A 22,619-nucleotide genomic window follows, 5' to 3' on the forward strand; every position below is an offset into this window, starting at 1 on the left:
CGACTACTCGGTGGACCAAACAGACCTGGTCAGAGCCCCTTCGACGGTTTGCGCGTACACGGCGGCGGCCAGCCACGCAGCGGACAAAAGGTCGTTGTCGCCCGTGCGAAGACGCCCGAAAACATCCCGTTCGCGGCCCGCCGCGACGTGCGTGAGGCGCTCGACCAGATCCGCCCCCGTGGTCAGTCCGACCCGGCGCAGTCGGGCGGTGTCGCCGGCGGTGGAGCCGGCCAGGGCGAGTACCGGCCGGCCGCCGCTGATCGCGCGTTCGACGTGACGGTGCATCAGGTACAGCGGGGCGGGCGACGGTTCCTCGGCAGCGCCGGTCGGCGCCCCGGCCGGCGCTGCACTCGGGAGGTCGGCACGATGCAGCCGGTCCAGGCCCAGGTCGATCCGGCCCAGCCGCTCCTCGGTCAGCCGCAGGGTGGGCCCGTCCCCCGGTGGGATGCCGATCGCCAGCACCCGGACCGCGCGGTCGGCACCGGGTTCGAGCCGACCGATCAGCCGCAGCCGCAGGCCGGGGCAGGTTGCCAGCAGGCGCAGGTTGTCCCGGTAGGCGAAGGCGGGGTCGGCGTGCGCGACCAGCAGGTGCACATCCAGTTCGCCGCACGCGGCGTGCACCCGGTCCCGGGCGCCGGCGGTGGTGCCGAGCACGGTGACGTCGAGGAAGAGCAGGTCGGCGCCGGCGGGACGGTCGTCGGGGGGCAGGTCGCGATGACCCACCACGCGGTCGACCTGGGCGGGCAGCGGGACCTCCCACAGATCGCGCAGGGGTTCCTCGGTCCAGGCCACGCCGCTCGCCCGTGCCGCGCGCACGCCCTGGCCGGCGCCCAGTCGGCCGCCCGCGGACGCGGTGGCACCGGAGACGACCAGGCCCGCACGGGTCAACGCGACCGGGTCGATGGAGGTGTCGCCGACCCGGATCGCGCGGGTCGCGGCACCGACCGCGCGTTCGGCGCCGCCGGGTGCGACGTCGCCGATCGTGCGCAGCGTGCCGGTGGAGTCCACAGTGGTGGTCACCGCGCCCGCGAAGCCGCGTGCGGTCAGCACCGGTTCGGTGAACAGGCCGTACAGGCGCAGCGAACCGGCCGCGGCGTAGGCCCGGCGGGAGGTGCCGCGCAACGCCTCGAGCGCCTGCGCGGCCTCGCCCGTCGAGGTCCGCAACGCATGGGCGACGTCGAGCAGTTCGCGCAGTGCGGCGACCAGCTCGGCGAGCCGGTACGCGGGATCGTCGGCGCGGGCGGCGCGCAGCCCGGTGGCCACCGCGACGGCGGCGGCGGACGCGCGGTGCAGTCCGGCCAGACGCGCGGTGTGCGCGGCGCGCAGCAGGCCGGCCTGGAGCACCGCGCCGGCGCTGTCCAGGCCGGCGTCCACGATCGCGGCGCCGGCGGTCCACAGCGCGTCGGCGGCGGCGCGTTCGGCGTCGGTGGGGCCGGCGGGTTCGGCGCCGATGGGTTCGACGGCCTCGGTCGGCGCCGCGGTCCCGGCCGGGTCCGTGGTCTCGGTGCCGGCGTCGGCGCCGGGTGTGCCTTCGGCGACCGGGGCCGAGGCGGCGGCCGCGGCGCGGTGTACGCAGGCGGGTGCGAGCAGGCACGAGCAGCGCAGGTCGGCGGTGGTGGTGACCGCCCCGGTCGGGATGTACAGGGTCAGTTCGGCGTCGTCGCCGACGGTGATCCGCACGGTGTCGCCGTCGCGTTCGACCGCGCACGCGGCGAGTTTGCCGATCGCGGCGTCCAGGCGTTTGCGCAGGCGCGGGGTGAGTGCCTCGACGATGTCGGCGGTGACGTCCGGCGCGACGGGTGGCAGGCCCTGCGTGCTCATCGGACCTTCTCTCCGACCCAGCGGGCCAGTTCGGTGGGGCTCAGGGCGGCGACCGGCATGCCGGCGGCGACGAGGCTGCCGGCGACGGCGGTGGAGTAGCGCGGCCGGCCCGCGTCGTCCAGGCTCGCGCAGCCGAGGATGTGGCAGCCGGAGGAGGCCAGCGCACGCACCTCGCCGAGCAGGCCGCCCAGCGGGTAGCCCTCCTCGAAGTCGCTGATCACGGTGATCAGCGTGCGGGAGGGCACGGTGACCAGTTCGCGGGCGGCCCGCAGGCCGGCGGCGATGTGCGTGCCGCCGCCGACGTTCACCTCCAGGAGCAGGCCGAGCGGGTCGTGCACATGCTCGGTGAGGTCGATCACCTCGGTGGAGAAGGCCAGGAAGTGCGTGCTCAGCGACGGGACGCCGGCCAGGATCGACGCGGTGAGCGCGGACCAGATGGTGGAGGCCTCCATCGAGCCGGACACGTCGACGACCAGGATCAGCCGCCAGTCGTTGCTGCGGCTCGCGCGGGTCCTGAAGATCGGCCGCTCCGGGACCACGACCACGGTGCCCTCCGGGTTGCGGCGGGCGGTGGTGAGGTTGGCGCGGAGGGTGCGCGGCAGGTCGAGCGCGCCGCCGGGGCGGCGGGTCGGGCGCGGTGTGGTGATGCCGGTCAGGGCGGGTCGCAGGCGGGTGGCGAGTTCGCGGGTGAGCTCGGCGACGATCCGGGCGATCAGCGGGCGCAGCAGCGCGAGTTTGCCCTCGGGGAGGCCGCCGGCGTGGGCTAGGACGGTCTTGAGCAGGTCCACGGAGGGGCGGGCGGCGGCCGGGTCGAGGTGGGTGAGCACGTCGGTGCGCCCGGCCGCCGCGGCGGCGGCCAGCACCTCCTCGCGGACGGCGGGGCCGAACAGGGCGATCAGTTCCTCGGACCATTCCCGCACGCCCGGGTAGGGGGCTTCCCGGCCGCCGCGGTCGCCGTCGCCGAGGTCGCCCCGGGCACCTTCGCCTCGGCCGGTGCCGTAGAGCTCGTCGAGCGCGGTGGCCATCCGGGCGGCGTTGCCCGGGAGGCGGTCGGAGCGGCGGCCGAGAATGAGCTTCCAGCGCTGGGCGCTCGGGATTTCGTGGGCGGGTGGCGGGATTGCGGTCCGGTCGGCCGGCAATTGTGCGCCCTCGCCCACCGGTTGCGCGGAATTCGGAGGCTGCGGTGTTACGGCGCCGGGCGAGCCGATCTCGTCTCGCGACGCGCCGGCGGTGGGTTCGGGTGGGGGTAGCAGGCCGCGTCGGGTGAGGGCTTCGCGGGCGGCCAGGTCGGCACCGGTCCAGCGGGCCAGTTCGAGCGGGTCGGTGTCGGTGTCGACGCGGTCGCCCAGGTGGTCGGCCACCGCGTCCAGTACCCGGTCGCGGGCCGCGGGGCTGAGCGTGTCGAAGCCGCCGCGCAGCGCCGGCAGGCGCTCCAGGAACGGGCGGTCGGCGAGGGTGTCGACGCGGTCCAGGAGCGCGGTCGACACCGGGCCGCCGGTTTGCAGCAGCGGGCCGGCCGCGGTGAGCAGGCCGGTGAGTCGACGGGTCAGGTCGGCGCGGGCCGCGGGAGTGGTCGCGGTGTCGATCCAGGAGCCGATCCGGTCGCCGAGGACGACCGCGTCCTCGTGCCCGAGCAGGACCCGGATCGCACCGGCGGCGGCGGACATCAGCGGCGAACCGTCGGCGGCCAGCCGGGCCAGTCCGGTGGACAGCCGCAGTCCGCCGAAAGCGTCGGCGCGCCCGGCCAGATCGGCCAGGGCTCGCGCGTCGGCGGGATCGTCGGATCCGTCCAGGCCGTCGAGGTGGCGGACGGCGGCGGTGAGCAGGGTCCGGGTGATGTCGGGTCCCCCGGCGGAGCCGGACTTCGAGTCGACCGCCTTCGGGTCGGCGTCCGCCGTCTCGTTGCCCGGCGCGTCGTTGCCCGGCTCGGACTCGGATGCCGCCTCGGGCTCGGGTGCGGGCTCCGGTGCGACGCCCAGGTGGCCCGCGTGGATGCGGTCGGTCAGGGTCAGCGCGGTGAGCAGGTTCGGAAGGGTGGCGATGCCGGGGAGGGTGTCGGCGGTCTCGGTCAGCCGGGTCGCGGTGAGTTCGGTCAGGCCGCACGCGGCGGCGCGTTCGAGCCCGGTGAGGATCTGTTCGGCGGTGGGGCCGCCCTCGTCGAGTTCGGTCCGGTGCCGCGCGCGCAGGGTGCCTTCGGCAGCCTGTTCGGGGGTCACGCCGCGCGTGCCGGCCGCGTCCAGCAGTGCCGCGGCGGACGGTGTCCAGCGCACCCGCCAGCGGGTGGTGACCGCGTCCGCACCGCCCGCGCCGACCACCGCGACCGGTTCGGCGTACGGGATCCGACAGGTCGTCAGTTGTTGCAGGAGCAGTTCGCGGCGCCGATCCAGGTCGCTGCGCAGCGGGTCCAGGCGCAGGTCGCGTTCGGCCGGGTCGGCGGGGCCGGGCAGGCCGAGTTCGGCGATCCGGCGTTCGACCTCGGGGCCCAGGCCGCTGCGCGGCGCGGCCGGCGCGGGGCGGCCGGCCCGGGTGCCGACCAGAACGTGTTCGAGCGCGCGGGCCACCGAGCGGCCCCGGCCCAGCGGCTCGCCATGCGTGAGCACGGTCTGCACCGCCTCGAGCAGTTCGCCGCGGCCCGCCGCGGGCAGCCCGCGCAGGTTGGCCAGGTCGCCGGCGAGCCGGACGATCTCGCGGGCGTCGGCCGGCCCGCTGGGGTGACCCTGGCGGCGCAGTTCGGCGCAGATCCGGACGGCCGCGGCGATCAGCGCCTCGTACAGCGCGGCCGGGTCGCCGCCGGATTCCAGCACACTCTGCTGCCACTCCGGGTCGCGGATGCCGGCCGGGTAGCCGGAGCGCGCGTCCAGGAGCGGGTAGGTGTACGGGATCAGCGACATCGTGACGTCGGCGATCTCGGCGGCGGGCGCGACGGTGTCCTGGTCGAGCAGGGCCGGCGCGTGGAAGGCGCCGAGCACCACCGCGGCGCGCGCGCCGCCGGCGGTCGCCTCGCGCAGGGTGGCGCGCATCCACGCCTCGCGGCGCAGGTCGACCGGGTCCACGCTGCCCGCGTCGCGGCGCAGTGCCCAGCCGACGGTGAGCGCCGCCCGGCGGATCGCCTCGGCGGGCGAGCCGGGTGCGGTGGCCTCGACCAGCCGGTCCCACAGGTCGTCGCCGGCGCGGCCGGTGAGCCGGTCGCGCAGCGCGGCGTGCAGTGTCCCCGCGCCGTGTGCCGCGCCGTCGCCGGCGTCCGCGGGCACGTGGTCGGTGCGGTCCCATCCGGGGTGCCCCAGCGGAAGGTCGCACGGGATCGCGGGGACGCCGTTGCGGGCGGCCCAGCGCAGGGCGGCCAGCTCCGGCGAGAAGTCGGCGAACGGGTAGAAGCCGAGCCCGTTCGGGCCGGTCCCGGCCAGTGCGATCGGCGCCCGGGTGTCCTTGTGCGCGAGCCACTCCAGCCAGGGCGCGGCCTCGTGCGGCAGTTCGACGAGCAGGACCTCGGGGCGGGCCGCGTCCAGCAGGGCCGGGACGGCGGCGGCGAGCGAGGGGGCGTGGTGGCGCACGCCGATCAGGTAGGGCTGCCGGGACGCGGCCAGGCGCTCGGCGGCGGGACGGGCCTCGTCGATGGGCCCGTCCGTACGTGTGGTCGACACCTCGTCAGCCCTCCAGGACTCCGCGCAGGTCCCACAGGGTGCGCCAGGTGGCCGAGCCGTGTTCCGCGCGGCGGCGCACCGCCGCGTCCCAGTAGGACAGGAGCCGGGCGGCGTCGGCCGGGTCGTCCTTCTTCGCGACGCCGAGCAGGTGTCCCGGGAGCAGGCTCAGCACGTCCCGGTCGCCCGGGAAGTACGCCGCGGCCAGCGCGAGCGAGGAGGCCACCGAGACCGCCTCGGCGGTGCTCAGCACGGTGGAGGGGCGTTCGATCTCCCAGCCCTCGGCGGAGCGGCCGGTGCGCAGGTCGCGGAACGCGGTGACCAGTACCTCCAGGACCGTGTCGTCGACGGCGTACGCGGTCCCGGTGCGCTCCACCGCGGCCTTGGCCTGGCGGCGGACCAGCGCGATCTCCGCGTCGTGGTCGCCGATCGGGCCGACCGTCTCGAAGTTGAATCGGCGCTTGAGCGCGGCGGACATCTCCGAGACGCCCCGGTCGCGCAGGTTCGCGGTGGCGATCAGGGTGAAGCCCGGCGCGGCGTGTACCTGCGCGTCGGTGCCGCCCGCGAGTTCGGGCACCGCGATCCGGCGCTCGGAGAGCAGCGACACCAGCGCGTCCTGCACCTCGGGCAGGCAGCGGGTGACCTCTTCGATCCGGGCCACCCCGCCGGTGGTCATCGCGGTGAGCACCGGCGAGGGCACCAGGGCGCCCCGGCTGGGGCCCTGCGCGAGCAGCAGCGCGTAGTTCCAGCCGTACTTGAGCTGGTCCTCGGTGGTGCCCGCGGTGCCCTGCACGGTGAGCCCGCTGGTGCCGCACACGGCGGCGGCCAGCAGTTCGGACAACATCGACTTCGCGGTGCCGGGCTCGCCGACCAGGAGCAGGCCGCGTTCGCCGGCGAGGGTGACCACGCAGCGCTCGACGAGGGCGCGTTCACCGACGAACTTGGCGCCGATGGTCAGGGTGCGCGGCAAACCGTCGACCGGTTCGGGCAGCTTGAGTTCGTCGCCGCTGCCCATCACGAAGGTGACCACGGCGCGCGGGGTCAGCCGCCAGGCCGGCGGGCGCGGGCCGCGGTCGTAGGCGGCCAGGAAGGCGAGTTCGCTCGCGTACAGGTCCTCGGGGGGTTGTATCTGGCGCGCGCTCGCGGCGGATTCGGTTGCGGTTGCGGTTGCCATCAGCGGCGGCCCTTCCGGGTGGTGCGGGTGACGAGTTGTTCGAAGCCTGGCGCATCGCCGTCCTGCACCCGTCGCCAGGCCCGGTGGAACAGTTCGGGCACCGGGCATTCGGGCACGATCGTGGTGTGGGTGGGCGTCGCGTACAGCCCTTCCTTCCAGGTCTCCACGGGCAGTGCGGGGGCCTTGAGCGCGCTCCAGCCGCCGGGCAGGAACAGCGTGCGGCCGGCGCGCGAGCGCTTGGCCTCGACCACCAGGTCGGTGCCCGCGAGTTCGGTGCGGGCCTTCTTCAGGCGCGCGGGCTTCCAGCCGGTCCAGCGGGCGACGTGCCGGTCGGTGGGGTCGGGCAGGGCGAGCAGTTGCAGGTACAGGACCGCCGCGTCCTCGCCGATGCCGTGCGTCTTGGCCACCTCGGCGACCAGGTCGGGTACCGAGTACGCCGGGTCCTGCTGGATGCCGGGCGGGCCGTCGGCGCGCAGCAGTTCCTCGAAGGCCGGGTCCAGGATCCGGCGGAAGGACTTGAGGCCGGCAGAGTCGGCGGCGCCGCGGAGCGCGATCAGCCGGTCGAACCACGGGTCGTCGGCACCGGTGAAGCCGGCGGGTCGGACCTCGGCGAATTCGCTCTCGCCGTACCAGGGCCGGAGCCAGAAGCGGTCCTCGAGCCGGAGTATGCCGTCGGGGTCGCTGCCGCCGGTGGCGGGCAGTCCGACCGCCTCGCGCAGCAGGGCCGCGGTGTTGCCGCGCTCGGCGTACTCGATGTCCAGGTCGAACACCAGGCCCGGGTCGGCCAGTCGGGTGCGCAGCAGGCCGAGCACGTGCGGCAGGTGCGCGCGCAGCGGATCGCCGTAGGGCAGCCGGTAGGCGAGCCAGGCGAGCGCGGTCACGGTGGCCTTCAGGCCGTGGCCGCTGGGCACCGCCTCGCTGTCGGAGGCGCGCAGGCGGCCGTCCTTGTCCACCGTGTGGGTGGAGGTGCCGGTGATCCACTTGCACGATTCCGGGGTGAGCACGCTCTCGAACGATCCGGCGGACAGGCCCCGGACGTCCGCCGCGACGTCCTCGGGCAACCGGAGCACCCGGCCGAACGCGGTGTTCCAGGCGCGGCAGCCGGCCTCGATGTCGTGGCCCGTCGTCCACAGGGTGTGCACGTCCTCCGGGCGTTCGGGGATCAGCGCGCCCAGCACGCCGGCCCGCGCGCTGCCCTCCAGCCGGTCCAGCTGCGAGCGAGCGCTGTCGATCTCGGCCACCTTGAGCCGGAGCAGGGCCCGCTGGTCCTTGTCCAGGTCGCCGGCGGTCAGTCCGGTCAGCAACAGGCTCGCCTCGGCCCGGCCCAGGCCGGTGCCCTCCATCAGAGCGGTGACCGCCTCCGGCCGCCAGGTCAGCGGACCGTGTTCGCGGATCCCGCGCACCACGGCGGCGACCCGCTCCGGGGACATCGGCTCCACGTAGCGGTGTTCCTCGTGGGTGGTGAAGCCGTCGATCGCCGCGAACGTTCCCGAGGGGTCGTGGTCGAGCGCGGTCCAGTGCTCCTTGTCGTTGCCGTAGGTGTACTGGCTGTCCAGGATCACGATGGTGCGGTCGCCGCGGCGGATCACCCGGCCCCGGCGCTTGTTGTCCTTGTTCTTCTTGCGGCTGGGCTCGCACAGGGTGACCGAGCGCAGCGTCCCGGCGGGTGTGCCCAGCGGGCCGGCGGCGAGCGCCTCCAGTGCCACGAGCAGCGACGCGCGGTGCTCCTCGGAGGTGAACGGGGACAGCGCACGGGCGAGCATCGCGGCGCGGTGGTCGAGCAGTTCGTGCCAGGACATGTGCGGATCGGTGAGCCGGTCGGACTCGGTGGTCCACTCGGCCGGGCCGTCGGTGCGGGCCAGCATCGCGGCCACGGCGGTGATGTGGTTCATCGTGGTCCACGCGGCCGGGCTTGTGCCGTAGTGCCGGTATCCGCCGTTGCGCGCGATCCCGGCGAGGGCCGGGTGCAGTTCGGCGTCCTGGCCGTGCGCGGGGCCGGTGGGCACCACGCGGGCCTTGCGCTCCTTGACGGTGACCTTGCCGAAGTCGCGGAGTCTGCGGGCGAGTCGGGAGGTGTCCGCGGCCAGCCCGGCAACGCAGCGCACGAGTCCGGCGTGGCCGATCTCGGGCAGCAGTCGGCGCACCGGCTCGATCCGCACGGCGTCGGGTCGGCTCGGCTTGTTCTTGTCCTCGGACTTCTTGGCGATCGCGTACTCGGCCATCGCCCGCTCGTGGTCCGCGTGCACCTCGGCGACCAGTTCGGCGGCCCGCTCGGGGGTGAGCGCGCGCAGGGCCAACGAGCCGGCCTCGTCGCGCGGGCGCAGTGCGTGCCAGAACGCCGGCGGCGGGACGATCCGGCTGCCCAGGGCCAGGTCGCCGACGCCGCCCCGTTGGCCGCACTGGCCGAGCAGCACGTCGCCGGCCCACAGCGTCGCCTTACCGCCGCTCTCGACGACCGCCGTCGGGGCCGCGCCGCCGGGCAGGCGCAGCGCGCCGATCGGCACCTCCTGCGGCGTGTTGTCCCAGTGCCGCCGGTTGCGCACGGGCGCGCCGACGGTGCGGCCGTCCACGGAGCCGGCGGTGATCGTGTCCCCGTCGACGCGGACCCAGTGGCCGAGCAGTGTGCCGTCGGTGCCCAGCGGAGTGTTCTCCAGCCCGGGCAGCAGCGGCAGCAGTTCGCATCGGTCGGCCACCAACGCGCCGCCGTCGGCGACCGCGGCGGCGAACGGCGCGGGCAGCGAGACCCGGCCGTGGGTGCCGGTGGCCGGGTCGTACTCGGTCCACTTGCGGTCGCTGCGGTCGAAGTCGAGCGACCAGTGCGTGGTGCCGTCGGTGAGCACGCCCCGGCGCGGCGGCAGCTTGGTGTCGCCCGCGTACAGCGGCCGGCCGCCGGTGGTGCGGCCGCCGTCGGGCAGCGCGAGGGAGAGCATCGAGTTGGCGTCCGAGCCGCCGTTGGGGCTCTCGCCGGTGAGCGGGAAGGTCTCGGTCGGGCGCCCGGACCAGTACGCCTCCCAGTCGTACTCCTTGTTGTACCAGGCGACCAGGAGTTGTCCGTCGACATAGCGGAAGGCGGGGCGCTGCCACGAGATGCGCTCCTTGGGCAGCCGCGGCTCGTGGTCGAGCAGGATGCCCTCGGGGCCGACCACGACCGCGCGCTTGTCGGAGGAGAGCACCAGCGCGGGCCACGCCTCGTCGACCCGGATCTCGCTCTTGCGGCCGAAGAGGTCGATCGCCTCCTCCAGCGCGGGCCAGCCGAGTTCGTCGTAGACGCCGGCGCGCAGCGTGGTGGTCAGCAGGGCGACGGCGTCGAACGCGCGGATCCGGGAGACCAGGTCCGGGGTGACGTCCTCGACCACCTCGCGGAACTCGTTCAGTACCTTGAACTCGTGCTCGACGGTGGGCAGGCCGGCCGCCGAGGTGACCCGGGCGCCCTGCTCGGTCAGCCAGCGGGCGAGCACACCGCGCAGCACCGGGTGCGCGGCGGTGGCCGCGTGGTGGTTGCCCTTGAGGCCGCCGATCGCGGCCTGGAGCAGGGCGGTGTAGCGCTCGTCCGCGGCGACGTGGGCCAGTTCGCTGCGGCCCGGTTCCTGGTCGTTCCACCATTCGCCGAGGTCGATCGAACCCTTGGGGTCCGGGTCGGCCAGCGGTATGCGCTCGGACAGGGCCGTGTCGAGCAGGTCGATGTCCACGCTGGAGCGCCAGCCGTTGCCACTGAACAGGTCGACCGGCACCGCCTCGGCGCGCAGCGCGTCGGCCATCTCGGCGAGCAGCTTCGCGGTGCGCTCGCTGCGCGCGTTGTAGCGCCAGCCGCGCTGCCGGTGCGTGGACCAGCGGGTGACCCATTGGGCCCGGGCGCCGGCGACCAGGTCGCCGCCGACCAGCAGATCCAGGACTCCGGCTTCGGCGAGCAGGTCGAGCCACAGATCGTCGAGTTCGGCGTCCGGGGTCGAGCCGCCGGGGGTGGGCAGGATCTCCAGCAGCCGGACCCGGATCTCCGGCTCGGCGGCGGCCAGCGCCGCGATCGGCTTGCGGTTGACCTTCCAGAAGGACAGCGGCGCGCGGCCGATCGCGGGCGTGGCGAGCAGTTCGCGCAGCAGCGCGTGCTCCTCGGCGGTGTGGTCGCCGCCGGCCGCGCGGATCAACGCGCGGGCGTCCTCGGCCAGGCCCGCGTACGGCGGCATGCCCGCGGTGCAGCGCTCGACCGCGAGTTGGCGGAACTGCGCCCATGCCTCGATCGGACCCAGCCGCGCGGACAGTGCCTTGGCGTGTTCCTTGAGCGCCTTGGCGGTCAGCGCGCCGGCGAAGGCGAACTCCAGGAAGACCGCGCGCAGCCGCTCCTCCTCGATCGGCAGGTTGTGCACCCGCTCGGCCTCGCGGGCCTTGCCGAAGAACGCGGACGCGTAGGTCGTGTTGTCGTGCTTGAGGAAGATCCGCGCGGCCTGCTCGTGGAAGGTGGGCAGGAAGTGCGGTACGGCCCGGCCCAGTCGGGTCGCGAGCTGGTCGAAGCCGTCCTTGGCCGCGCCGGGCTTGGTCTTGGCCTGCCGGTCCAGCCGCTCGATGTCACGGACCAGGGCCAGCGCGTGGTGGCCGTTCGCCGGGTCGTTGACCAGGGCCCAGGCCGGGAAGCCGAGCGCCTCGCGGCGGACCTGGCCGACCTCGGGCGCGTCCTGTTCGCGGGCCAGGCCCAGGAATCCGAGCGCCAGGTCCTCGGCCTCGCCCAGCGTCGCCGGGACCAGCCGGACGATCGGGCGGTCCTCGAACGCGGGGTGCAGGTAGGTGCGCACCGTGAGCGTGTCGATGTCGTCGCCGGTCAGGGTGCCGGCGGGCAGGATGCCGCCGGCGTCCAGCAGCACGCGGGACGGGTCGGGGGTGGTGCTCATGCCGCTTCCTCCGTGGTCTCGATCGTGCGGCCCGCGTACAGCGCGGCGCCCATGCGCATGCCTTCCGACCAGGCCACCGGCGGAACCCGGTCCAGGGTCAGCGTGCTGCCGCCCTCGGTCCAGGTGACCGAGCCGGTCTCGGTCGATTCGTAGCCGTCGTAGTCGCCCAGCCACATCCGGGCCTCGACCTCGCGGTCGCCGTCCAGCACCGCGCACACGGCCTGGCCGCCGCGCACCTGGTAGCCCAGTTGGGTGGCCCGGCCGATCAGGAAGCGCAACTGGTCGTAGCGCCCGCCGGAGAACTCCTCGATGCCGCTGCGGGTGCCGTCCAGGTCGGCGGGTCGGTGCCACACCTCGCGGTAGAGCTGCTGTACCCGCTGCTCGACGCCCAGTTCGACGGCGAACTCGCGCAGGTCCTCCAAGTCCTCCAGCAGCACCGGGTGCGGGATCCGCACGGTCCGCGCGTCGAGGTAGACGGTGTCGCCGTCGGGGTCGACGATGCCGACGCCGCGCTCGGGGTCCGCGCCGCGCAGAAATCCGGCCACGTCGGCGCCGTCGGCGGTGACCACCAGATCGCGCAGTACCCGCTGCCAGGACGGATCCGGCCACACCCGGGACAACACCGCGACCGGGACCGGGAGCGAGCCGATCATCCAGCGCTCGACCGCGTCCTGGCACGAGCGGTCGTGCCGCTCCAGCCACTCGACGAGCTGTCGCAGGCCCACCACGGCCGGGTCCTCGGCGAGTTTCCCGGGCACCGACTTCAGTTGCCGCCCCTTGGCATTGCGGCACACCACCTTGCCGTCCTGCACGGCGACCTCATAGTCGCCCGCCCGGATCCATCCCACGATCGTTCCCTCCACAGCTCTTCGCGAATGTCGGTGACACCCCGTCAAATGCCAAGCGGCACAAGGCGCTCGGCGCCGGTGACCAGGTTGGCGGGAACGTTAGCCGCCGATTCCGACAGCGCCGTCACCCGCCAGGATGAAACCCCGGGGAAATCCGCCTTCGATGGCCGAATATCGCGCCCGAGAGGCAAACTCGGGGCGGCGCTTGGACTAACTTGCGTGGAATGACAGTGCCCGCCGCACCCCGAGGTCTGCGCAGCCTGATTCCCGGTCCCGGGCCGGAAGGGGATCCCGGCGCCACGGCCGGCGGTACGGCCGCCGGCGCGCCGATCTCGGCCTGCCCGGTGTCGCAGCCGGCCGAACCCGCGCCGGTCGCGGCGCGTACCCGCTCGATGCTGGACGCGCTGGCGCCGGTAGCGGTGCCGCGCGCGGTCGCCGAGGCGTCCGCGGACGTGTTGTGCGCGCTGGCCGCGACCGCGCCCGCGGAACTCGCGCAGGTGGCCCAGGAACTGGCTCTGCGGCTGCGCGCCGCCGCCCATCCGGCGTAACTTCACCGATCGCGACCGCTCGTTCGGCCGTGTCGCCGTATCCGACGGCAGGTTGGCGCGTTGTTCAGGATCCACCCGCCGCGGGTGGGACCTGTACGAACCGAAAGGACCGACACAAGATGTCGCGTATCGCCAAGGCCGCAGTCCTGACCGCCACCGTGGGCGCCGCTCTCGCGGGCGCTGCCGGGCCCGCCATGGCCGGCTCCGAGGCGGACGGCGCGGCCGTGGGCTCGCCCGGCGTGCTCTCCGGCAACAACATCCAGGTTCCGGTTCACGTCCCGGTCAACTTGTGCGGCAACACCGTGAACATCATCGCGGCGCTCAACCCCACCATCGGCAACACCTGCATCAACGGCGGCTGACGTCGACATCGGCTGACGAACACTTCGGCCCCGCTCGGTGCGTTCTTCCACGCATCGAGCGGGGCCGCGTCGTGTGCCGCGACGACCGGCGGGGCGGATCGGAACCGGCGCCCGGCGGCCGGCCGGGGCTCCCCGGCTTCGGACCGGCCTTCATCGGTTCGTCGGTTCATCGGGTCGTCGGTTCGAACCGGGGTTCGGTGCGGCGCCGGGGTAGGCATCCGCGCATGACGACCTACGCCCTGCACCACGTACAGCTCGCCATCCCGGCCGGCAGCGAGGACGCGTGCCGTGCCTTCTACCTCGGTGTCCTGGGCATGACCGAGGTGGCCAAGCCGCCGGTGTTGGCCGCGCGCGGCGGCCTGTGGGTGCGGGCCGGCACGCTGGAGATCCACCTCGGTGTCGAGGCCGACTTCCGACCCGCGCGCAAGGCGCATCCCGGCATCCTGGTCACCGACCTGGACGACGTGATGGCCAGACTCACCGCGAACGGCACCGAGGTCGTCCCGGACGGCGAGTTCCCCGGCCACCGCAGGTGCTACGCACAGGACGCGGTGGGCAACCGGCTGGAATTCCTCCAGCCGCTGTGACCGACCGCGCGGCCCGAGATCACGGGCGGCGGGCCACCACGTCGATCTCGACCAGGATGTTCATCAGGTCCGAGCCGACCGTCGTGCGCACCGGGTACGGCGCGGTGAAGTACTCGCGGTAGACCTCGTCGTATCCGGCGAAGTCGCGCTTGAGGTGCTCCAGGTGGGTGGTCACCTTGACCACGTGGCTGAAGTCGAGGCCGGCCTCGGCCAGCACGGCCTTGAGGTTGTCCAGCACCTGGCGGGTCTGGGTGGCCACGTCGTCGCCCACGGTCGCGCCGGTGGCCGGGTCGATCGGGCCCATGCCCGCGGTGTAGACGAAGTCGCCGGCGTCGATGCCCTGCGAGTACGTGCCGCCCGGCTTGGGCGCGGCGTCGGTGCGGATTTCCTTGTGTGCCATGGGAGTTCGCTTCCTTGATCGCATTGTTCGTGCTTGTGGACAGTAGGTGAGCGGGCGGCTCAGCGGACGACCGCGTCGTCCTGGTGCAGCAGCCGCAGTTCGTCCCGGCGGGGCAGGCCCTCCCAGTCGCCGGGCACGGTGACCGCGAACGCGCCGGCCGCGGCGGCGGTGGCCACTCGGGCGGCGACCGAGCCGCCCTCGACCAGTTCGGCGAGATAACCGGCGGCGAACGCGTCGCCCGCGCCCACCGGGTCGACCGCGTCGACCCGGTGCAGCGGCACCTCGTGCGGCCGGCCGTCGACGAGCGCGACGGCGCCGCGCGAGCCCTGCTTGAGCAGCACCTGGGTGGGGCCCAGCGCACCGAGTTCGCGCGCGAGGTCGAGCACCGGGGTGTGCTCCGGCGCCTTGAGCACCAGGCGGGCCTCGTCCTCGGTGGCGAACACGATGTCCGCGCCGGCGGCCAGCGCGCGCAGTTCGGTCGCCGCGTCCTCGGCCGACCACAGCGCCTTGCGGTAGTTCAGGTCGAGCGAGACCGGGACGCCGGCCGCGTTCGCCTCGGCCACGGCCGCGCGGACCGCCGCGCGCGCGGTCGTGGACAGCGCGGGGGTGATGCCGGTGACGTGCAGGATCCTCGCCGAGCGCACCAGCGCGGGATCCACGTCCTGCGGGCACAACCGCGAACCGGCGCTGCCCGCACGGTAGTAGCGCACGTCGGTGGCCGCGCTGGTGCGCCGCGCCTTGACCATCAATCCGGTGGGCGCGTCCGGGTCGACCACCGCGCCGCGGGTGTCCAGCCCCTCGCCGCCGAGCACGGTCAGCACCAACCGACCGAACTCGTCGTCGCCCACCCGACCGATCCAGGCGGCCCGCCGGCCCAGTCGGGTGATCCCGATGGCCAGGTTGCTCTCCGCCCCGCCGGTGGCGACGTCGAGTGTGCGAGCGTGCCGCAGCGGGCCGATGTGCGGCGCGGTGAGCAGCACCATGGTCTCGCCGAGCGTGACCACGTCCGGGGCTTCCCGGGGTTCGGCGGTCATGATGTCCTCTCGCGTGATTCGCGTCATCGGTGGCATCGGATTCGGGGTCGGGTTCCGAGCCGGCGTCGCGCTCGGGTTCGGAGTCGGGTCGGGTTTCGGATTCGGGACGGCTCGGCGGCGGATCGAGGGTCGGGTGGCCGGCGCGGCGAGCCGAGCGGTGGGCTCAGAAGTGGGTGTTCAGCACGTCCACGACACGATGGTCGTCGTCCACCACCGGCACCGCGCGCCACTTGTCGAACGCCGTACAGGGGTGCGAGATACCCAGGCAGACCAGCTCGCCCGGGGCCATCGTGGTCCCGCCGAGGTCGACGTACGCGTGCTGGTCGTCCAGCTTGACCACGCGCGCCTCCCCCGCTTCGCGCATCGTCCCGTCCAGCGCGCGCACCCGCAGCGGAGTCGGCAGGTCCTGGTCGAACGGCACGTCCCGGCGGCCCGCGCCGAGCACGGCCAGACCCGGCTCGGGCGCGGAGAGCACCTGTGCCCACACCTCCAGGGCGGCCGCGAGCGAGCCCTCCTCGGGGTGCCTGGCGAACGGCGTCACGCGCGTGTAGAAGCCGTCGTCGTGCGAGACGTAGGCGCCGCTGCGCAGGATGATCGTGCGGTCCGGCAGCGGCTTGCCGTCCGGCGCGAGCACGTCCACGACCGCGTCGAACCAGGCGCTGCCCCCCGCCGAGACGATCGGCGTCCCGGGCACCAGGTCGGCGATCGCGTCGGCCAGCCCGGCCAGTTCGCGCATCCAGTCCGACACCGCCGCGGCGTCCGGCAGGCCGCCCTCGTAGCCGGCCACGCCCGCCACGGTCAGCCCCGGCACCTCGGCCGCGGCCCGGGCCAGTTCGACGCCCTCGGCGATGTCGCGGCAGCCGGCCCGCCCGCCCGGGCGGCCCAGCTCGACCAGCACCGACAACTTCCCGCCGGGCACCGCCGCCAGCGCCCGCGCGGCGACCTCGACGCCGGCCCGGGAGTCCACGTAGAACAACAGGTCCGGCCGGGTGGCGGCCCAGCGCAGCACCTTCTCGTCCAGCACCTCGTTGGCGATCAGGATCCGGGGCACCCGGAACCGGTGCGCGGCCAGCGCCTGGTTCGCGGTCGCCACGCTGATCCCCCAGGCACCGGCTGCCAGTTGCTCGGCGAACAGCTCGGGCGACATGGTGGTCTTGCCGTGCGGCGCGAACAACACGCCGTGCCGCGCGGTGTACTCGCTCATCGTGGCCACGTTCGCGATCAGCGCGGACTTGCGCGCGACCATCACCGGCCACGTGAACGGCCCGTCGAACAGGCTGTGTTCGGCGGCACCGAGTTCGTCGTCGGTGAGTTCCTCATACGGCAGCCAGGTGCCCTTGGTGTATGAGTCGAGGGTCATCGGGTCGCTCCCAGGGTGCGCGATACACGGAGGGCCGCCCCCGCGACGGCGGGTCCCAGCTCGCGGACCCGCGCGGCGGTGACGCGGGACGTGAGACCGGAGACCGACAGCGCTCCGACCACGACGTCGTTGTGATCGAAGATAGGCGCTGCGACACAGCGCACCTCGGGCTCGTTCTCCCGATCGTCCACCGAGTAGCCCCGGTTGCGGATCCGGGCCAGTTCGGTACGCAGCAGTACCGGGTCGGTGAGGGTGCGGGCGGTGACGGTGGGCAGGCCAGCGTCGACCACCTGCGCGAACACGTCCTCGGGCAGCCAGGCGAGCATCGCCTTGCCCACGGCCGTGCAGTACATCGGCGCGCGGCTGCCGATCCGCGACGCCATCCGCACGGCGGTCTCGTTCTCGACCTTGTCGATGTAGACGATGTGCGGCGCGTCCGGAACGCACAGGTGCACGGTGCCGCCCGCCTCGCGCATCAGCCGGTGCGCCTCCTCGGCGGCGGCGGTGCGCAGGTCGATGCCGGCCAGGTACGCCTGGCCGAGCGCGAGCGCGCCGGGGCCGAGCCGGAAGTGGCCGTGCCGGCGGTCCCGGGCGAGCAGCCCGGTGTCCAGGAGCGGCTGGGCCAGGCGCAGCACGGTGCTCTTGGACAGGCCGAGCGTGTCGGCGAGTTCGGTCAGGTTCAGGCCCTCGGCGCCCGCGTGGTCGCGGACCTCCTCCAGGACGGCGAGGGCGCGGCGCAGCGACGCGGACTGGTTGCGCGCCGCCGGCGGGCGGTCTTCGCCGCGCGGTCCGCCGCGGGTCTCGCCGCGGGGCTCGCTCGGCGACTCGTGGGCGCCGCGCTCGTGCTCGTGAGTGCTCACTGGCATGTCCTCAGGACGGTCCGACCGGGCGCCCGGGCGTGTTGCCCGTCAGGGCTCCGGACGAGAGTACGGGGACACCGGCCACCAGGACGTCGTCGATGCCGGCGGCGGGTCGGCGGGCGTCGCCGTAGTCGGCGAGGTCGGCCACCCGGGTCGGGTCGATCACCGCGATGTCGGCGGCCAGGCCGACCCGGAGCAGGCCCCGGTCGGTCAGCCCGAAGCGGCGGGCCGGGTGCGACGCGAGGTGCACGGCGGCCTGTTCCCAGGTCCAGTCGCCCAGTTCGACCACGTGTCGGGCGAGCAGTCGGGCGAACGCGCCCCAGCCGCGCGGGTGCGGGCTGCCGCCGATGTAGATGCCGTCGGAGCCGCCGATGTGTGCGGGGTGGCGCAGCAGCGCGCGGACCGATTCGTCGCTGTTGGTCGGCGGCTGGTCGAACACGGCGCTCGCCACCAGGTCGGTGGCGATCAGCAGGTCGGCGCAGAATTCCGCGGGACTCGCGCCGGCCTCGGCGGCGGCGTCCACGAGGCGGCGGCCCTCGGCCCAGCGGAAGTCGGCGGCGGGCACGTGCGCGAGGGTGATCCGGGGCCACAGGGCCGGGTCCACCTCGTCGGCCAGGAGGCGTCGGGTGGCCGGTCGGGCCAGTGCGTCCACCACCCGGTCGGGATCGGGATCGTCCAGCGCGCGGGGCAGCGCGACCATCGCCAGGATGCTGCAGCCGCGCAGGTAGGGGTACGCGTCGTAGGTGAGGTCCAGGCCCTCGGACCGGGCCGCGTCCACCATCGCGATCAGTTCCTCGGCCGGGCCGTGGTAGTGCGAGACGTGGGTGGCCACGCCCGCCGCGCGGGCCACGTCGAGCATCTCGCGCATGGCCGGTCCGGCGGCGCCCTCGTAGCCGCGCATGTGCGAGACGTGCGGCAGGCCGCGGGCCGCGACGGGGGCGAGCAGGGCGGCCAGCTCGGCGGTGTCCGCGTAGCGGCCGGGCACGTATTCCAAGCCGGTGGACAGGCCGCACGCGCCCTCGTCCAGGCCCTGTTCGACGGCCTTGGTCATCGCGGCCAGCTCGGCGGCGTCCGCGGGGCGCGCGGTGGGGCCGAGCGCGCTGTAGCGGACGGTGCCGTGCGGCACGAGGTAGGCGGTGTTGACCGCGGTGCTGCGGTCGTAGGTGTCGAGCAGGTCGGCGACCGAGACCGGACCTTCGCCCAGGCCGGGGTGGGTGCCGTTGATCGCCGCGAAGTAGCGGGTCGCGTAGGCCAGCGCGGCGGGGGTGGCGGGGGCGTAGGACAGGCCGTCCTGGCCGAGCACGAAGGTGGTCACGCCCTGGCGCAGCGCGGCGAGCTGGACGTCGGGGTCGAGCACGGCGGCGTCGCCGTGCACGTGGGCGTCGACGAAGCCGGGCGCCACGTACCGGCCGCTCGCGTCGAGCTCGGTCGCGGCCCGGGCGCCGTCCAGGCGGCCGATCGCGGCGATCCGGTCGCCGGTGATCGCGACGTCGGCCCGGAAGGCGGGTGCGCCGGTGCCGTCGAGCACTTGCCCGCCGCGCAGCAGTACGTCGTACATGCGAGCCCTCCCTGCCCTTCGTGGTCCCTCGCGTCCGAGCCGGTCGGAACGGGCGGTGTCCTGCGGATGGCCGACGGATCGACCGAGCAGGGACGTTACGTGTCCGTGAGCGCTCGGTGCCACTTTCGCAGCACACCATTTTGCAGTGCACAACGTTCGGCGGGACGCCTTGTCGGAACGCGGCGCCGCTTTCTAACGTCCCGCTCACGCCGCACCGGATGTTTCCCCCCTTGCGGCCCGTTCGTGTCGATTGATGCAGACGTCCAGACGTACAGGCCGACCCTCGGGTCGCGGCATCCCCGCGATCGCTCCGGCCTGCCTCGCCGCAGGAGGAATTGTCGTGAAGATCCGGAGTTTGGCCGCCGTCGCAGTGGCCGGCATCGCGCTGGCGGCGTGCGCGCCGGGCACGGCGTCCAAGTCGAAGTCCGCCGACGAACAGACCGGCACGCTCAAGGTGTGGCTGTACGACGAGGCGAACCGCGGGCCCAAGGAGAAGGTCGTCAACGCGGCCGTCGCCGAGTTCAAGGCCGCGCACCCGAAGGTGAACGTCGAGCTCGGCTACATACCCACCGACGCCGGCCCGCGCGCGGAGAAGATGAAGGGCGCGTTCAACGATCCGAACAGCGCGCCGGACGTGGTCGAGTTCGGCAACACCGACCTGTTCGGCTACGTCCAGGCCGGCGGTCTCGCGGACATCTCCGCCGACCTGGGCAACTGGTCCGAGGCGGGCGACCTGCCCAAGGACCTCAAGGACACCACGCTGGTCGACGGCAAGACCTACGGCCTGCCGTGGTGGCTGGGCCTGCGCTCGCTGTACTACCGCACGGACGTGTTCACCGAGCTCGGCCTGAAGCCGCCGACCTCGTACGCCGAGCTGGTCGACGCCGCGAAGAAGGTGCGCGCGGCCAAGCCGGACATGTTCGGCATCGCGGTCGGCGGCAAGTACACCTTCGGCGGTCTGCCCTTCCTGTGGGCCAACGGCGGCGATATCGCCACCCAGCAGGGCGGCAAGTACGCGGCCTCGATCGACTCGCCGCAGTCGCAGGCGGGCGTCAAGGCGTACACCGACCTGTTCTCCAAGGACATCTGTCCGCCCCAGCAGTGCGCCGACCTGACCGGCGGCAAGACCGTGGAGGCCTTCGCGGCCGGCACCGCGGGCATGGCGATCCTGCCCAACTCCTCGCGCAGCGCGGTCGAGGCGGGCGTGGCCAAGGGCAAGTACGCGGTGGTCCCGCTGCCGGGCAACGCCCCGGGCTCGATCGCGCCGGCCTTCTCCGGCGGCAACGACCTCGGCGTGATGAAGTCCTCGCAGCACCGCTCACTCGCGGTCGACTTCATGAAGATCCTGGGCGGCAAGAAGTACCAGCTCCAGATGTTCGACGCGATGGGCAACCTGCCCACACTCGCCTCGGCGCGTGGCGACGTGGTGGCCAAGGACCCGTGGCTCAAGCCGTTCATCGACACCCTGAACGCGGGCACCAAGTTCGTGCCCAAGGACGCCGCGTGGGCCAAGATCGACTCGCAGTCCGTGGTGCCGACCATGTTCCAGAAGGTGGTCACCGGCAAGTCCGACGTCCCGGGGGCGACGGGCGAGGCCAAGACCGCGATCGACAACGCGTTCGCCGGGAAGTAGCACGGTGACCACGACCACCACGCCCGCGCGGGCGGACCGGCCGGCCTCGGCCCCGGTCCGCCCGCGCGGCGGCGCGAAGAAGACGAGGCCCGGGCGGCGCCGCTCGTGGATGCCGCTGTGGCTGTTGCTGCCCTCCGCGGTCGTCCTGATCCCGCTGTTCGGCTACCCGCTCTACCAGCTCGGCCTGCTCTCCTTCCTGAAGTTCGGGCAGCCGCAGGCCTCGGCGGGCGAGGTCGCGGAGTTCGTCGGCTTCGACAACTACTCGACCCTGCTGGGCGACGACCAGTTCTGGGACGTGCTGACCCAGACCGTGATCTTCGCGGCGGCCTGTGTGGTGGCCACCCTCGCGGTCGGCGCGGCGCTCGCGGTGCTGTTGACCCGGATCGGCAAGTGGCCGCGGCTGCTGCTGATGTTCGCCGCGCTCGGCGCGTGGGCGGCCCCGGCGATGACCGGCTCGACGGTGTGGATGTTCCTGTTCGACACCAACCTGGGCCTGGTCAACGAGGTCCTGGGCATGCAGGGCCACAACTGGTTCTACGACAAGTGGTCCGCGTTCGCGCTGGTCGGCGTCGTGGTGGTGTGGCACTCGTTCCCGTTCGTGATGATCTCGCTGTACGCGGGCATCGAGTCGATCCCGGTCTCGGTCCTGGAGGCGGCCCGGCTGGACGGCGCGTCCACCTGGACCACCTTCCGGCACGTGATGTTGCCGATCCTGCGGCCGATCCTGACCATCGTGGTGATCCAGTCGATCATCTGGGACTTCAAGGTCTTCACCCAGATCTACGTGATGACCGGGGGCGGCGGCATCGCCGGCCAGAACCTGGTGCTCAACGTGTACGCGTACCAGAAGGCGTTCGCGTCCTCGGACTACAGCCTGGGCGCGGCGATCGGCGTGCTGATGACGCTGATCCTGCTCGTCGTCACGGTCTTCTACATCCGCGCGCTGCGTCGCTCCGGGGAGGAGCTGTGAGCACTGTGTCCACTTCTTCGGGCTCCGCGGTTCCCGGGTCGGGCGCCGCCGCCGTTCGCCCCGACCGGCCGCGTCGCCCCGTCGGGCCGCGTCGCTCCAAGGGGAACCGGAAGGTGTCCCGGCGGATCGCCAACACGACCGCGATCGTCGTCGCGCTGCTGACGGTGTTCCCGCTCTACTGGATGGTGCTCTCCGCGATCAAGCCGGACGGCGAGATCAACTCGGTGAACCCGCGGCCGTGGACGTGGCATCCGACGCTGGACAACTTCCGCGACGCGTTCGGGGTCAGCGGCTTCGGCGGCTATTTCCTCAACAGCCTGATCGTGGCGACCGTGGTGGTCGTACTCTCCGGACTGGTGTCGTTCCTGGCGGCGGTGGCGCTGACCCGGTTCAACTTCAAGTTCCGCACCACGATCCTGGTGATGTTCCTGGTCGCCCAGATGGTGCCGGTCGAGGCGCTGACCATCCCGCTGTTCTTCCTGGTCCGCGACATCGGCACGGTGGCCCCCGGATTCGGGCTCAGCACGCTGGGCTCGCTGATGCTGGTCAACCTGGCCTTCTCGCTGCCGTTCGCGATCTGGATGTTGCGCGGCTTCGTCAAGGCGATCCCCGAATCGCTGGAGGAGGCCGCCCGGATCGACGGCGCGAACCGGTTCACCATCCTGTGGCGGATCCTGTTCCCGCTGGTCGCGCCCGGGCTCGCGGCCACGTCGGTGTTCTCGTTCATCACCGCGTGGAACGACTTCGTGTTCGCGAAGACCTTCATCCTGGACACCGACCACCAGACGCTGCCGGCGGCGCTGATGGTGTTCTTCAAGCCGGACGAGAACGACTGGGGCGGCATCATGGCCGCCTCCACCCTGATGACCATTCCGGTCCTGATCTTCTTCGTGCTGGTCCAGCGGCACCTGGTCTCGGGGCTCGGCGGAGCGGTGAAGGACTGATT

At 73.4% G+C, this 22,619-nt stretch carries 16 protein-coding genes; 6 read left to right on the forward strand and 10 right to left on the reverse strand.

Annotated elements, in window-relative coordinates:
* Positions 1 to 3: 3 nt before the first annotated feature.
* From ACIRL2_RS37440 to ACIRL2_RS37460, 5 genes are read right to left on the reverse strand one after another with little or no spacing between them, the layout of a single operon-like run.
* The gene (locus tag ACIRL2_RS37440; protein WP_395871714.1) at positions 4 to 1,821 is read right to left on the reverse strand and encodes a hypothetical protein; all 1,818 of its coding nucleotides are present in this window, start codon (positions 1,819 to 1,821) and stop codon (positions 4 to 6) included.
* Positions 1,818 to 5,462: a DUF5682 family protein gene (locus ACIRL2_RS37445; protein ID WP_395871716.1), complete on the reverse strand. Its 3,645-nt coding sequence runs from the start codon at positions 5,460 to 5,462 to the stop codon at positions 1,818 to 1,820. The genes ACIRL2_RS37440 and ACIRL2_RS37445 overlap by 4 nt, the downstream gene beginning before the upstream one ends.
* 4 nt (positions 5,463 to 5,466) lie before the next feature.
* Positions 5,467 to 6,633, reverse strand: coding sequence for an AAA family ATPase (locus ACIRL2_RS37450; RefSeq protein WP_402238277.1), 1,167 nt, complete (start codon positions 6,631 to 6,633; stop codon positions 5,467 to 5,469).
* Positions 6,633 to 11,513: a hypothetical protein gene (locus ACIRL2_RS37455; RefSeq protein ID WP_395871720.1), complete on the reverse strand. Its 4,881-nt coding sequence runs from the start codon at positions 11,511 to 11,513 to the stop codon at positions 6,633 to 6,635. Before ACIRL2_RS37455 ends, ACIRL2_RS37450 begins: the two co-directional genes overlap by 1 nt.
* Complete coding sequence (locus ACIRL2_RS37460; protein ID WP_395871722.1) at positions 11,510 to 12,361, reverse strand: DUF4132 domain-containing protein; 852 nt, start codon at positions 12,359 to 12,361, stop codon at positions 11,510 to 11,512. Before ACIRL2_RS37460 ends, ACIRL2_RS37455 begins: the two co-directional genes overlap by 4 nt.
* A gap of 224 nt (positions 12,362 to 12,585) precedes the next feature.
* Between ACIRL2_RS37460 and ACIRL2_RS37465 the strand changes: the two genes are divergently transcribed.
* The 3 genes from ACIRL2_RS37465 to ACIRL2_RS37475 all read left to right on the forward strand — a co-directional run bounded on the left by ACIRL2_RS37465 (position 12,586) and on the right by ACIRL2_RS37475 (position 13,858).
* Positions 12,586 to 12,909: a hypothetical protein gene (locus tag ACIRL2_RS37465; protein ID WP_395871724.1), complete on the forward strand. Its 324-nt coding sequence runs from the start codon at positions 12,586 to 12,588 to the stop codon at positions 12,907 to 12,909.
* A gap of 119 nt (positions 12,910 to 13,028) precedes the next feature.
* The gene (locus tag ACIRL2_RS37470) at positions 13,029 to 13,271 is read left to right on the forward strand and encodes a chaplin (protein WP_395871726.1); all 243 of its coding nucleotides are present in this window, start codon (positions 13,029 to 13,031) and stop codon (positions 13,269 to 13,271) included.
* Positions 13,272 to 13,495: 224 nt separating this feature from the next.
* The gene (locus tag ACIRL2_RS37475; RefSeq protein WP_395871729.1) at positions 13,496 to 13,858 is read left to right on the forward strand and encodes a VOC family protein; all 363 of its coding nucleotides are present in this window, start codon (positions 13,496 to 13,498) and stop codon (positions 13,856 to 13,858) included.
* Positions 13,859 to 13,877: 19 nt separating this feature from the next.
* On the opposite strand, the gene ACIRL2_RS37480 is transcribed toward ACIRL2_RS37475, so the two are convergent.
* The 5 genes from ACIRL2_RS37480 to ACIRL2_RS37500 form a co-directional block, all read right to left on the reverse strand.
* Positions 13,878 to 14,258 carry a RidA family protein gene (locus ACIRL2_RS37480; protein ID WP_020549267.1) on the reverse strand — a complete coding sequence of 127 codons (381 nt, stop codon included), beginning with the start codon at positions 14,256 to 14,258 and terminating at the stop codon, positions 13,878 to 13,880.
* A gap of 59 nt (positions 14,259 to 14,317) precedes the next feature.
* Positions 14,318 to 15,319, reverse strand: coding sequence for a sugar kinase (locus ACIRL2_RS37485; protein WP_395871731.1), 1,002 nt, complete (start codon positions 15,317 to 15,319; stop codon positions 14,318 to 14,320).
* Positions 15,320 to 15,455: 136 nt separating this feature from the next.
* Positions 15,456 to 16,652, reverse strand: coding sequence for an alanine racemase (locus ACIRL2_RS37490; RefSeq protein WP_402238283.1), 1,197 nt, complete (start codon positions 16,650 to 16,652; stop codon positions 15,456 to 15,458).
* Positions 16,649 to 17,512: an IclR family transcriptional regulator gene (locus ACIRL2_RS37495; protein WP_402238286.1), complete on the reverse strand. Its 864-nt coding sequence runs from the start codon at positions 17,510 to 17,512 to the stop codon at positions 16,649 to 16,651. Before ACIRL2_RS37495 ends, ACIRL2_RS37490 begins: the two co-directional genes overlap by 4 nt.
* A gap of 10 nt (positions 17,513 to 17,522) precedes the next feature.
* Positions 17,523 to 19,070 (reverse strand): amidohydrolase family protein, encoded by a 1,548-nt coding sequence (locus ACIRL2_RS37500; protein ID WP_395871737.1) that lies wholly within the window; start codon positions 19,068 to 19,070, stop codon positions 17,523 to 17,525.
* Positions 19,071 to 19,410: 340 nt separating this feature from the next.
* On the opposite strand from ACIRL2_RS37500, the gene ACIRL2_RS37505 reads away from it, so the two are divergent.
* From ACIRL2_RS37505 to ACIRL2_RS37515, 3 genes are all read left to right on the forward strand, one after another.
* Positions 19,411 to 20,703, forward strand: coding sequence for an extracellular solute-binding protein (locus ACIRL2_RS37505; protein ID WP_395871739.1), 1,293 nt, complete (start codon positions 19,411 to 19,413; stop codon positions 20,701 to 20,703).
* 4 nt (positions 20,704 to 20,707) lie between these two features.
* Complete coding sequence (locus tag ACIRL2_RS37510) at positions 20,708 to 21,673, forward strand: carbohydrate ABC transporter permease (RefSeq protein WP_395871741.1); 966 nt, start codon at positions 20,708 to 20,710, stop codon at positions 21,671 to 21,673.
* Positions 21,674 to 21,786: 113 nt separating this feature from the next.
* Complete coding sequence (locus tag ACIRL2_RS37515; RefSeq protein WP_395871743.1) at positions 21,787 to 22,617, forward strand: carbohydrate ABC transporter permease; 831 nt, start codon at positions 21,787 to 21,789, stop codon at positions 22,615 to 22,617.
* Positions 22,618 to 22,619 lie beyond the last annotated feature (2 nt).

Source organism: Embleya sp. NPDC127516, assembly GCF_044765325.1.
Classification (GTDB): Bacteria; Actinomycetota; Actinomycetes; order Streptomycetales; family Streptomycetaceae; genus Embleya.